The following is a 12560-nucleotide window of genomic DNA, read 5'->3' on the forward strand; positions in this document are numbered from 1 at the left end:
TCAAGAGGGGGTTGGGAACTTCCCGAGGTCGGCCGGAAGTGGCCGGGGAGTTACATTCCGTGCCGGGCGATCCCAACCAGGGGGTGGCCTTCACAGCCGAGACCGAGTCACGTTCTAATAGGGCGTCATGACCGTTGACGCTGAACTCCCGGCCGGGGTCCCCGGCATCGATGTCCCCCGCCTGGCGGACTGGCTGGCGCGCACTTTGCCCGGTTTTGGACGGATCGCCGCGATCGACCTCATCGCCGGCGGACGGTCGAACCTGACCTACGGCATCACCCTGTCGGACGGCCGCCGGATCGTGCTGCGGCGGCCGCCGCTCGGGCACGTCCTGCCGACCGCGCACGACATGAGCCGCGAGTTCAAGGTCCTGTCGGCGCTCGGGGCGGGCAGCGACGTACCGGTGCCGACGACGCTGGCGTTCTGCGACGACGAGGACGTCATCGGCGCACGTTTCTACCTCATGGACTTCGTCGAGGGACGCGTCCTGCGCACCCGCGAGGAGGCCGCGGAGATCACGCCCGAGCAGGCCGGCCGGCTGAGCGACCGGCTGGCCGAGGCCCTCGCGGCGATCCACCTGGTGGACGTCGAGGCCGTCGGGCTCGGCGACTTCGGGCGGCCCAGCGGATACATGGCGCGCCAGCTGAAGCGCTGGGGCAAGCAGTGGGACTCCTCGCAGGAGGCGATCCGCACGGCCGGCGCGACCCACGACGTGCCGGAGTACGCCAGGCTCACCGAGCGCCTGGCCGAGCGCCTCCCCGCCGACGGGCCGCCGCGGCTGGTGCACGGCGACTTCCGCCTGGACAACGCGCTCGCCCGGCTGGAGCCCCGCCCGGAGATCGCCGCGGTGGTCGACTGGGAGATGTCGACGCTGGGCGATCCGCTGTCCGACCTGGGCCTGACGCTCGTCTACTGGGCGGAGGCCGCCGACCCCGAGGCGCTCCCGGTCGGCGCCACGATCACCTCCGCGCCCGGCTTCCACACGCGCAAGGAGTTCGCCGAGCGGTACGCCGCGCTGACCGGCTTCGACCTGGGCGAGCTCGACTTCTACGTCGCGTTCGCCTGCTTCAAGCTCGCCGTCATCCTCGAGGGCATCCACGCCCGCTTCCTGCAGAACGCCACCGTGGGCGAGGGCTTCGACAAGATCGGCGACGCGGTCCCCGTCCTGGTGAACCGCGCCCACCACGTCCTGGACACCCGCTCGGCCTGGTGACGGGCGGCAGGGGCGGGGGCGGTCTCCTGGTGGGCGCCCCCGCCCCTGCCGGCTTTCGGGTCAGCAGTAGGAGACCTGCGCGCCGGCGCCCGGCGAGATGGAGACCGTTCCGGTCTTGCCGCCCCAGCACAGGTCGTCGGGGCGCGCCACCGTGACGCCCACCGACTCGCCCTTGCTCAGGCGGCCGGAGCCGCTCGCGCTGAGCCCGTTGGTGGTGCCGGTGACACGCCAGGTCACCGCCCCGCCGACGGCGGTGATGCGGACCGTGCACGACTCGTTCAGGTTCATGTCGCACCCGGAGGCGCTGAGCGTGCCCGGCCGGGGCGCGGGCGGCGTCGTGCGCGGCGGTGAGGGCGAGCGGGTCGTCGGCGTCGCCGAGGGCGACTTGGACGGCGACCTGCTCGGCGTCGGGCTCGAGGTGGTCGGCGTCGGCGACTCGCCGGGCGAGGACTCCGTCGGCAGCGGCGACTCGTCGAGCCCGCCCGACGGCGAACCGTCCGGCGACCCGTTCGCGCCGGTGGACGACGGCGACCCGGCGGCGTCGGCGCCCGAGTCGCCGCCGGTCAGGACGGTCAGCGACAGCGCGATCAGCGCGATGACGGCGACGGCCGCGCCGGCGGCGATGAGCGGAACGTTCCTGCGGGACGGCTCGCGCTCGCGCCGCACCGGACCCGGACGGTACGGGACCGGCCAGCCGCGCTCGTCGAACGGCTCCGCCAGGGCGGCGACGGCGCGCCGCGCTCCGGCACGTTCGGCGTTGGTCGCCGCGGTCAGCACGTCCAGCCTCAGGTCGCCGGGGATCGCCGCGATCGGCAGGACGGCCATCAGCCGGTCGGCGGGCAGCCGCGGCGTGTCCCGCGAACTGCACGTCGGGCAGCTGTCCACGTGCCGGACGAGTGACTTGGCGGTCTGCGGCGAGAGCGGCCACGACTCGGTCAGGGCCGAGACGCTGGGGCAGTCCTCCCAGTGGTTCTGGGCGATCAGCGCGGCCCGCAGCGAGGCGTCGAGGTCGGCCTCGGCCTCGCCGAGCAGGTGCTCCATCTCGGCCGTGGAGACGCCGAAGACGCCCGCCAGGTCGACCGCGTCGAGCTCGTGGCGGACGGCCAGGTCGATGGCCTCGCGCTGCCTGCCGGAGAGCGCCCCCAGGGCGCTGTGGGCGAGCGCCCGGCGTTCGGTGCGCCGGGACATCTGCTCGGTGCTGAGATCGCCGTCCTCGGCCTCTGGGGCCTCCTGGCCGCTGTGGCGGGACGGGTCGTCCCGCCGCCGCATGCTCTCCTTGCGCGCGATCGCGTACAGCCAGCCGCGGAGCCGCTCGGGCTCCTGCAACCCCCCGACGTGCTCGCGAGCGGCGATCAGGCAGTTGCGCAGCGCCCCGGCCGCCTCGACCCGATCACGCAGCAGGCCGTGGCAGTAGTCGAAGAGGAAGGGCGCGTAGGTGTCGTAGACCTCGGTCAGCGCGATGACGTCGCCCGCGCGCAGAGCGCCCGCGAGCCGTGGATCGTCGAACTGACCGGGACCGGAGCCGCCGGCCACAGAGTCCTCCAAGGGTTGGTGTTCTGGGAGCCCCCCGGGATCCGCCGACGATCGCCGGCGGACTCTGGTTGCCAGATCTTGCCACCAAATTCAGGAGATTTCTGCTTCTTGTGGGATCTGTGTGTCGGAAGGGGTACGGAGCGTAGGGAATCACCACTGCTTGATCAACAGTAAGTGACCACTGTGGTGAGAATCACCCACCGTCCCCCGCTGATCACCACGGGCTCCGGAACGAGCGGGTCAGTTCCCCGTTCCCGCGGGGCAGGTCCAGCTGATGCCGGCGCTCTTGCCGCCGGGGGAGAAGGTGACGCTGCCCGAACCGCCCTCACCGGTGCACTCGCCCTGCCGGGTCGCGGTGACGGTCGCCGAGCCGCCCTTGGGGAGCCGCCCCGCGCCGGGGGAGACGCTCACGCCGTTGCCGCCGGCGATCCAGATGACGGGGCCGCCGGAGGCGCTGATGCTGAAGCTGCACGACGTGTCGCCCGCGGGGATGGAGCAGCCGCCCACCGAGAGGCTCCCGGCCTTGGTCGGCGTGGAGGACGGACGGGGGGAGCGGGTCCGTGACGGGGTCGGGCTGGGCCTCGGGGAGGACGTCGTGGGGGTCGGCGTAGGGGTGGGGGTCGGCGACTCGGTGGGCTCCTCGGACTCCGTCGGCTCGGGGGACTCGGAGGGCTCCTCGGTCGTGGGCTCCTCGGAGGGGTCGGGGGCGGAGGTGGCGGGGGCCGTTCCCTTCGCGCCCGCCTTGTCGCTGCCGCCGCCGGGCAGCCACATGAACGCGCCCGCCACGATGAGGATCACCACGGCGGCCGCGGCGACGGCGGGGAGCAGGCCCGGCGGCTTGCCGCGGCGCCGGGTGTCGCGCTGGCGGGGCTGCTCGAGCGGGATCGGCCAGCCCCAGGTGTCGAACGGCTCGGCGCGCTGGGCGATGAACGCCAGGTCGTCCGCGAGCGCCGGCACGAAGGCGCCCTGGAGGATGCGGCCGCGCAGGTCCGGCGGCATCAGCGCGATGGGCAGCACCTGGAGCAGGCGGCCGGTGGAGACGTTGCGGTCGCGCCGGTTGGTACAGGTCGGGCAGGTCTCGATGTGCCGGATCAGCTTGCGGCTCACCGCCGGGGTGAGCGGCCACTGCCCGTCGTACACCAGGGCGGCCACGCTCGGGCACTCGTCGCGGCCGTCGCGGGCGATCAGCGCGGCGGCGAGCGCGTCGTCCAGGTGCCGGCGCGCCTGGGCCACCAGGTCGGTGGCCTCCTGCGCGCCCATGCCGAGCGCGCCGCCGATCTCCGCCGGGTCCAGGCCGTGCCGCATCAGCAGGTCCAGGGCCTCGCGCTCGCGGCCGCGCAGCCCCGACAAGGCGCTGTGTACGAGCTGCCTCGTCTCCAGGCGCATGGCGCGTTCGCCGGCGTCCAGGAACACGTTCTCGACCTCGGGGGCCTCCACGCGCTCGGTGGGCCGCTCGGGGTCGCGCAGGCGCCGCAGGCACTCGTTCCGGATCAGGGCGTACAGCCAGCTCCGGAAACGGTCCGGCTCGCGCAGCCGCCCGATGTGGGCGTACGCGGCGAGGAACGCGTCGTTCAGCGCCCCGGCGGACGACTCCTGGTCGCGCAGCAGCGCGTGGCAGTAGTCGTACAGGCGTGCCGAGTAACGGTCGACGATGTGCGCCAGGGCGTCGGAGTCGCCGTCGGCGAGGGACTCGGCCAGGCGCTGGTCGTCCTGCCGGTCGAGCGTGGGCCATGCGGACACGTGGGTCCTCCCGCGTGCTGAGACGTCGGCGGGCACGGCCCACGAAGCCGTGCCTCAGGAGCGCCGTGTTTCAGGAAGTGGTCGTGCTCTCCGGCTCCCGGGGGAGCCGCCCCCGCCCGGGACCGCGCCCTCGACCGGGCCGTCCCGCCGGAACCGCCCCGCGGGCCGTTCCGGATGGGCTGATCTTCCCCCGCCATGGGAGCAAGGGAGAAGTGATGCGGAGGCCCGACGGCCCCGCTCCCCGTCGGGCCTCCACCTAGATTGACGAGCGACCCGGCCGCCCGGTTGACACGGATTCCGAACAAATATCCCCGAATTCCTCCGGGCCGCTCTCGCGTCACCAAGCGTGCGCGGCCGTCACTCCGCGCGCTCCCGCCCCGTCCCCACGCGGCGGCCCCCCGAACGGCAGCGGGCCCCGGTGACACGAGGTCGTCCCGGGGCCCGCCGCTCATCTCGACTACTGCGTGATCCGGCGCGACAACATGCGGAGGAAGATCTTGGAGATCTCCTGCGGTGTCTGCGCGACCTGCACGCTGCCGTTGGTGGCCTTGGCGATCTGATCCAGCTCGTTGCGGTCGACGCCCTTGCCGAAACCGATCATGTTGACCTGGATCGGCTTGTTCGGATCCTTCATGTCCCTGAGGGTCTTGAGCGTCTGCGCGAGCGTCGGCCCGTCCACGTCGTCGTTCTTGCCGTCCGTCAGCAGCAGGATCGAGTTGCCGAACTCCGGCTTGAACGTCTTGCTCATCTCCCGGTAGGCGGCGATGAGCGTCTGGTAGAGCCCGGTGTCACCGTTCGGCTTGGGCTTCATCTGGCTGAGCGTGGAGAGCACCATGCCGCGCCGCGTGCCCGAGCCGACCCGTTCGCCCAGCGGGCCGATCGACACCGACTCCTGGTACGCCTGCTTGCCCCGCATGCGCGTGGAGAACAGCCACTGGCCGAGCTCGGTGTCGTCGGACATCATGCTCAGCCCGCCCTGGGAGATCTGCGCGATCGCCTGGAGGCGGTTGGTGTTGGGGCCGACCATCTCCGCCATGGAGCCGGAGACGTCGATCAGGGTCAGCATGCGCAGGCCCAGCGACAGCCGGGACCACGACTGCATGACCTTCTGGACGTCGGCGTCCCTGGGCGACGGCAGCTGGCGCGGACGCGCCGGGCTGACGCCCATCGCCTCGGTGAACCCGCTCGGCGCCTTGCCGTCCGGCGTGCGGAAGCCCAGCGCGCGGACGTCGTTGCGGGTGTTCTCGGTGCTCATCGCCTGCTCGAGGAGCCGCGCGGCCTTCTGCTTGTCGCCGTCGCCGCTGGTGACGGTGAACGGGTAGTCCATCGAGAGCGTGCCCTCGACCGGGTAGAGCGCCTGGGCGGGCTCGGCCGGGTTGCGCTTGTTGAACGCGAAGAGCGCCTGCTCCGACGACAGCGCGACCGGCTGCTTGCTCGTCCGGCCCTTGCGGAACTGCGTGTACTGCGCGTTCACGGTCGGCACGGTGCTCTCGCGGACCGTACGGACGATGCCGGTGAAGATCTCGCTCTGGTTCGGGTCGTTGGTCAGCAGGATGCTGGTGACCATCAGCCCGGCCATCCCGGCCGAGTTGCGCGACGGGTCGGGCACGAGCAGCTTGATCGCGTTCGCCGGGATCATCTGGTTCTTGGTGACCGCGCCGCCGGGGACGCCGCCGGCCGCCTTGAGCAGGTTGTCCCAGGACGGGGTCGCGGTGACGCCCTGCTGCTTGAGCTGGAGCGCGAGGCTGCGGGGGAGCCCGACGACCAGGGGGCTGGAGGCCACCGAGGTCTTGGTCGGGGTGATGGTCTCCTTGCCCTTGCTCGAACTGCGCACGATCGAGGTCCACAGGGACGAGTCGGGGATCCACACGTCGGGACGCTGGTTGCCGCCGCCCGTCACGCCCTGGCCGGACAGCAGCGTCGCCGCCGCGGCCGACTCGGTCTTGGCGACCTTGGCGGTGACGCACTTGCCGCCGACCTTGTGCCGGGCGCCGTTGAACCGTTCGGCCGCCTTGAGGACCGCGGGCGCGACGTCGGGGGCGGCCGCGACGTCCAGCCGGAGCGAGTCGTCGCCCTCACCGCAGCTGCCGCCGCTCCCGGCGAACGCGTAGACGCCGACGCCGAGCAGCAGCGCGAGGCCGACCGCACCGGCCATCGGGCCGATCAGCGCGGTCGCGCTGCGCTTCTTGCGGCGGCGCCCGTACTCGCCGCTGCCGCCGCCGTAACCGCCGGATCCGCCCGAGCCTCCGGGCCCGCCCGGACCGCCGTAGCCGCCCGAGTCGCCGGAACCGCCCGCGCGGCCGCCGAAGAATCCGGTCGGACGTTCGTCCGACCTGCTGATCGAGTCGTAATCACCGTACGAGCCGCTCGCGCCGCCCATGCCGGACGCCGCGGCCGGGCCGCGCTCGCCGCCGGGACGGCCCTGGCCGCCGGGGCCGCCGGGGCCCGGCGGGCCGGACGGGGGACGTCCCACGCCGTAACCGCCGGTGTCGGAGCCGCCGCCGTACCCGCCCGAGGCGCTCGCGCCGCCGACGGCTCCTGCGGCGCCCGTGCCGCCGCCGTAGACACCGTGCTCGGACGACTGCCGGGGCGTGAACCACTCGGGGGTCTCAGAACTGCCGGAGGCGCTCGGCGGACGTTGTGCTCCGGTGTCACCGGGCATCGCAGGGTGCCGGCCGGTCCCGCCCGGGCGCGCGTGCGGGCCGCTGACACCGCCGCCCTGCTGAGCATGCGGGCCGCTCAGGCCGCCGCCCTGCTGGGGGTACGGTCCGCTCGCACCACCCGGCTGGGGGTACGGACCGCTGCCACCGCCGGGCGTGCCGGGACGGCCGTCGCGGCCGGCGAACCAGTCGGAGGACCCGTCGTTCGCAGGGCCGAAGACCGGCCTGGAAGGGTCGAACCCACCGTCACCCGGCGTCCCCTCAGGGAAGTCGTTGCGATGACGTCCGCTCACGGCTGTCCTCGATTCACCAGAAACCCGTCGATGTTCCCCGGCACTGTAGTAGTACGACCCGGAGGTTACAAAGAACTCAAATCTGATAATGGCGCAGGTCATGAGCGTACGTCTTGATAACTCATGCTTTGTACCTCACCCCCTGCCACCTGGCCGGAGACCTCATGACACGGCGCGGCAACTCGGCGAGGGCCCCGAACGTCAGTAGATCTAGGGGGTATGGGCCACCGCGGCCCGGTCGAGGGGAGCTGTGCCGGTGGGGGAGACGACCACTGAGCCGGCCGCGGGGACGGTGGCCCGCGACGGCGCGAGAAAAGGTCGATGGCGAACGGTCCTGGCCTGGACCGGTGTGGCGGCCTGGGGACTGTGGGCCCTGGTCAGGCTGCTCGGCGGTGATCGTCTACCGGGGATCGAGGTGCCCGCGGCGCCGCTGCTCGCCCTGACCCCGTACGTGGCCGCCGCGGCGCCCGTCCCGATCGTCCTCGCCCTGGTCCTGCGCCGCCGGTGGGCGGCCGTCGGGGCCGTCGCCGTGGCCGCGGTGCTGCTGGTCGCGGTGCTCCCGCGCGCCTTCGGCGGCGACCAGCCGTCCGCCCGCGGGCCCGTCGTCCGGGTCCTGACCGCCAACCTGCTCTTCGGCCAGGCCGACGCCGCCCACCTGGTCGAACTGGTCCGCGACACCCAGGCGGACGTCCTCAGCCTCCAGGAGCTCCCGCCCGAGGCCGTCGAGGTGTACGAGAAGGCCGGGCTGAGCGCGCTCCTGCCCCACAAGGTCCTCGACGCCCGCTGGGGCGCGGCCGGATCTGGCCTTTACTCGCGTCACCCATTGCGTGAGCTGCCCCCACTGCCCCAAACCCAGATGGCCATGCCGCAGGCCGAGGTCGCCCTCCCCGGCGGTCGCCGCGTCGGCGTCACCGCGGTCCACCCCGTCCCGCCGATCTCGTCCGCCGCCCACCGCGTCTGGAAACGCGACCTGGACGTCCTGCCCTCGGCCCGGCCGCCCAGCAGCGCCGCGGGCGCGGACGCCGCCGCGCAGCCGGTGCGCATCCTGGCGGGCGACTTCAACGCCACGCTCGACCACGCCAGCCTGCGCGACGTCCTCGGCCGCGGCTACGCCGACGCCGCCGACCGGGCCGGCGAAGGGCTCACCCCGACCTGGGGCACCAGCGAACCCCGGCCGCGCATCACGATCGACCACATCCTGGCGGACCGCCGCTGCGCTGTGGAGAAGGTCGAGGTCCACGACATCCGCGGCAGCGACCATCGCGCCGTCTTCGCCCAGCTCCGCCTGCCCTGACCGGCCCCGCCGGCCCTGACCGCCGGGCCCGACCGGCCCGGCACAATTGGGGGATGGCCCAGCTCGTCCACGTCACCGACCCCGCCGACCCGCGTCTCGCCGACTTCGTACGGCTCCGCGACGTCAACCTGCGCAAGAGCCTGGAGGCCGAGCACGGGCTGTTCATCGCGGAGGGCGAGAAGGTGATCCGCCGTGCGGTCGGCACCGGGTTCCCCGTCCGCGCGTTCCTGATGGCGCACCGCTGGGCCGAACCGCTCGCCGACCTGCTCGACGCCCTCCCCGACGTCCCGGTCTACGTGGCCGACGACGCCACCGTCGAGGGCGTGGCCGGGTTCCAGGTGCACCGCGGCGCCCTGGCCTCCCTCGAACGCCTCCCGCTCCCCGCCGTCGACGAGGTCCTCACCCGCACCCGCCGCGTCCTCGTCCTCGAAGACCTCGTCGACCACGGCAACGTCGGGGCGTTGTTCCGGTGCGCGGCGGCGCTCGGGGTCGGGGCGGTGGTGTTGTCGCCGCGCTGCGCCGACCCGCTCTACCGGCGTTCGATCAAGGTCTCGATGGGCGCGGTGTTCGCCATCCCGTACGCCCGCATGAGCAACTGGCACGACGGGCTCGGCACGCTGCGCTCGGCGGGGTTCCGGCTGCTGGCGCTCACGCCCGACCAGGCGGCCGTGCCCCTGGACAAGGCGCCGATGGGCGAACGGGTGGCGCTCATGCTGGGCTCGGAGGGGGACGGGCTCTCGTCGCGCTGGCTGGACGCGGCGGACGAGGCCGTCTGCATCCCGATGAGCCCCGAGGCCATGGCCGGCGGAGTCGACTCGCTCAACGTGGTGGCGGCGGGCGCCATCGCCTGCCACGGCCTGATGCGCTCCTGACCGAGGCCCTGCCGGCGGCGGTGATCCTGGCGGAGGCGTTGCCGGGCGGACCCGGCGGGGCTCACTTGGCGAAGACGCCGCGGCGCGGGCGGCGATGCGTGCCGCGCGGGCGGACGGGCACGGCCACCCCGCGGCGGCCCAGGCGGATCTGGGTCAGCAGCAGGCTGATCACGACCAGCAGCGCCGCCAGCCACGCGATCTGCGTGCTCGCCATCCGCTCGAACGTGAGGTCCTGCGCGACCGGACGCTCGTTGCCGCGCAGCCGGCTGTTGGGCGTCGGCGGCGCCGGGGGCGCGGCGACCGCCGGAGACGGCTGCGCGATCGGCGGCAGCGCGACCTGTGGGCTGCGGGCGCTCGGGTTGAACGATCCGTTGGGCGACGGCGGAACGTAGGTGCCGCCCGACGAGCCGCTGCCCGACCCGCTGGAACCCGACCCCGAGCCCGACCCGCCGCTGCTGGAGCCGTCGTCGTCCTTGCCGCTCTTGCCGTCCGACGGCCCCTCGCCCTCACCCGGCGTCAGAGACGGCGTCGGCTTCGGCGTCGGCTTGGGAGGATCCTTCGGCACGACATAGGTGACCGTGAGCGCGTCGCTGATCGGGTCCAGCTCGGCGCCGTCGACCGTGATCGTGAAGGTGACCGGGGTGTTCACCTTCACTCCGTCGTCCAGCGTGACGGTCGAGGTGAACGTGTGAGTGGCGCCCTTGGCGAGCTTCTCGACGTTGCAGGCGGCGCCGGCGAAGGGGGCCTCGACGCACGCACCGCCCAGCGTGGCCTTGGCGGTGCTCACCTTCGCGGCGGTGACCTTGACGTCGGCGACGTCGGCGTCGACCGCCGTGATGGTGGTCAGGAGCTCGACCTTCGTCCCCGGCTTGGGGCCGTCGGCCTTGCTGGTGACCAGCACCTTCAGGGAGCCCTTGGGCTCGGTGGGGGTGGGCGTGGGGGTCGCGGAGTCCGAAGGCGAGGGTGACGTGGTCGGGTCGGCCGCCCAGGCGGTCGCGCCACCCGCGGCCACCAGGGCCGCGGCGCTCAGCCCAACGAGGATCGGTTTCCCTGCCGATCGGGAGAGCACAGCCCCCGCACCTCCGTCGCGTCATCGTTGACAGTTCGAGGCTCCCACTACCCCAGGGGTCGCCACCCAAGCCATGCGAACATGGATCTAATGATCAATCAACCCCATGTCGGCGTAATTTCGATCAGATGAACTCCTCGCGCAGATCCTCGATCTCGGTGCGCGGAGCCCAGGCCTGCCAAACCCCGTGGTCGACGCGGTCCAGGCCGAGCCGGGCGGCCGCGGGAGCCCGTCCGCCCGCGAACTCGACCCGCAGCCAGCCCTCGTGCTCGCCGACGATGACGAACCGTTCGCCGTGCCACGTGCACGTCGTACGGATGTAGCGGAGCTCCTCGACCTCGTGCGCCGGCACGATCCGGCGGTAGCGGCCCGGCCGGATCTCCTCGAACCCGTCGGTCGGCTGGTCGGCGTACAGCCGGATGTCGCCGTCGGCGCCCGGCGCGGCCTCGAACTCGCGGCCGAGCCAGCGGGCGACATAGCCGTCGCGGATCACTGCGCGGCCTCCGAACGGTCCGGGCCGCCGGCCGTCTCCTCCTGCGGGCGCAACCAGGCGAGCCGGTCCGGGTCGTACATCGCCACGAACCGCTCGGACCGGTCCAGGCCCAGGTAGTACATCTCCGCCCCGTACGGGAGCCGGACGCTGTCGATCTTGTACTCGCGGATGGAGCCCGCGCTGCCCGGCGCGAAACCGCCACCGCCGAACGGCGGCCGTTCGATCACCCAGCCCGCCTCGCCCCAGGCCTCCAGCTCCTCCTCGCTCTGCCCGCCGAACGGGATGCGGTAGAGGCTGCCGCAGTACGCGGGCCAGCGGATCACGTAGACGCCTTCGTCGCCCATCGCGAACGGGGAGTCGTCGTAGAGGAGCCCGAGCGCCTCGTACAGCTGGACCGGCGTCTGAAGGTCGGCCACGTCCGCGGTCGGGTAGACGAAGCCGCCCACACGGTCGTAGCCCTGCTCCAGGTACCAGCCCACGTGGCCGTGCGGGACGACCTTCTGCATCACCGTCGGCTGCGACGCCAGGTCCGCCTCGGGCGTCGGCATCGGGGGGCGCGTGCGGTAGGGCTGCGCGGGCCCGTCCACGGCCTCGAGGGGTTCGGGCTCAGGCTGCTGCAACGACGGCGGCGGCTCGGCCGCCGGGGTACGCGCGGGCGCGTCCGGCTCGCGCCGCGACGCGGGCGGTACCGGCACCTCGGGGCGCGGCTGCACGAGCCCGACCCGGATCGCCCACTCGCTCAGCGCCGTCACCTGGTCGCCGCGCAGCGACGCGCCGATCCGGGTGCCGGGGTTGAGCAGCATCGCCCAGTCTTCGTGCGGCCAGGAACCGATGAGCTCGCGGAAGTCGGCGTAGACGAACCGCGACTCCGGCAGCACTTCACGCAGCCGCACGAGCGACGTGAACACCTGCACGGCCGAGTCGCCGCGCAGCGCCGCGTCCCAGCGGAACTCGCGCTGGACCGGCGTGACCTCCAGCGGCGCGTCCTGCGGGATCGGCACGAGCACGTTGGCGGCCAGCAGAACGCGCAGGAACGCGTCGGAGTCACCCGCCAGCGCCGCCTCGTAGAGCTCCTGGTCGATCCGGTTGCCCGGCTCGAACTCCGGCTCCTCGGCACCGGGCCCGCGCGGCTCCGCGGTGGCGTCGTGCCGAGCCGGCTGATCCCCCGGCAGCGGCACATCCGTAGTCCGCTGCGACTCACCCGGCCGCAACGTGCCCGGTTGGGACGCGCCGGACTGTGGCGAGCCCGGCGGAACGACGCCCGGCTGGTGAGCACCAGGAGGTGCGATGTCCTGGGGCGCAGGCGCGGCGCCCGCTTGCGGAGAGCCCGGCTGAAGCGCGCCGGGCAGCCCGGAGCCCTGTTGCGGACCTGGAGGCGTGACGTCCTGGTGTC

The 12560-nt window shown here is 73.2% G+C and carries 9 protein-coding genes; 3 read left to right on the forward strand and 6 right to left on the reverse strand.

All coding sequences use genetic code 11. The features are described from left to right. The first annotated feature begins 127 nt into the window (after window positions 1–127). A complete protein-coding gene (locus ABZ810_RS27290; RefSeq protein WP_358407945.1) occupies window positions 128–1213 on the forward strand; it encodes a phosphotransferase family protein in 1086 nt (361 codons plus the stop codon). Between the two features lie 60 nt (window positions 1214–1273). Here ABZ810_RS27290 and ABZ810_RS27295 read toward each other — a convergent pair whose 3' ends face one another. The 3 genes from ABZ810_RS27295 to ABZ810_RS27305 all read right to left on the reverse strand — a co-directional run bounded on the left by ABZ810_RS27295 (window position 1274) and on the right by ABZ810_RS27305 (window position 7439). Then, window positions 1274–2758, reverse strand: a complete 1485-nt coding sequence (locus tag ABZ810_RS27295; RefSeq protein ID WP_358407948.1) for a sigma-70 family RNA polymerase sigma factor — start codon at window positions 2756–2758, stop codon at window positions 1274–1276. A gap of 228 nt (window positions 2759–2986) precedes the next feature. Continuing rightward, window positions 2987–4486 carry a sigma-70 family RNA polymerase sigma factor gene (locus ABZ810_RS27300; RefSeq protein ID WP_358407950.1) on the reverse strand — a complete coding sequence of 500 codons (1500 nt, stop codon included), beginning with the start codon at window positions 4484–4486 and terminating at the stop codon, window positions 2987–2989. Window positions 4487–4943: 457 nt separating this feature from the next. Then, a complete protein-coding gene (locus ABZ810_RS27305; protein WP_358407953.1) occupies window positions 4944–7439 on the reverse strand; it encodes a substrate-binding domain-containing protein in 2496 nt (831 codons plus the stop codon). A gap of 256 nt (window positions 7440–7695) precedes the next feature. On the opposite strand from ABZ810_RS27305, the gene ABZ810_RS27310 reads away from it, so the two are divergent. Beyond that, a complete protein-coding gene (locus ABZ810_RS27310) occupies window positions 7696–8733 on the forward strand; it encodes an endonuclease/exonuclease/phosphatase family protein (protein ID WP_358407955.1) in 1038 nt (345 codons plus the stop codon). 53 nt (window positions 8734–8786) lie between these two features. Beyond that, complete coding sequence (locus ABZ810_RS27315; protein ID WP_358407957.1) at window positions 8787–9605, forward strand: RNA methyltransferase; 819 nt, start codon at window positions 8787–8789, stop codon at window positions 9603–9605. Between the two features lie 61 nt (window positions 9606–9666). Here ABZ810_RS27315 and ABZ810_RS27320 read toward each other — a convergent pair whose 3' ends face one another. From ABZ810_RS27320 to ABZ810_RS27330, 3 genes are all read right to left on the reverse strand, one after another. Beyond that, on the reverse strand, window positions 9667–10674 hold the full coding sequence (locus ABZ810_RS27320; protein ID WP_358407959.1) for a hypothetical protein: 1008 nt from the start codon (window positions 10672–10674) through the stop codon (window positions 9667–9669). A gap of 124 nt (window positions 10675–10798) precedes the next feature. Then, window positions 10799–11167, reverse strand: coding sequence for a hypothetical protein (locus ABZ810_RS27325; protein ID WP_358407962.1), 369 nt, complete (start codon window positions 11165–11167; stop codon window positions 10799–10801). Then, window positions 11164–12345, reverse strand: coding sequence for an SseB family protein (locus ABZ810_RS27330; RefSeq protein ID WP_358408492.1), 1182 nt, complete (start codon window positions 12343–12345; stop codon window positions 11164–11166). The genes ABZ810_RS27325 and ABZ810_RS27330 overlap by 4 nt, the downstream gene beginning before the upstream one ends. Window positions 12346–12560: the final 215 nt, after the last annotated feature.

Source organism: Spirillospora sp. NPDC047279 (assembly GCF_040643285.1).
In the GTDB taxonomy this organism is placed as follows: domain Bacteria; phylum Actinomycetota; class Actinomycetes; order Streptosporangiales; family Streptosporangiaceae; genus Spirillospora.

Coding starts and splice junctions, on each gene's coding strand:
- ABZ810_RS27290 (WP_358407945.1), top strand. CDS start 128: ATGACCGTTGACGCTGAACTCCCGGCCGGGGTCCCCGGCATCGATGTC.
- ABZ810_RS27315 (WP_358407957.1), top strand. CDS start 8,787: ATGGCCCAGCTCGTCCACGTCACCGACCCCGCCGACCCGCGTCTCGCC.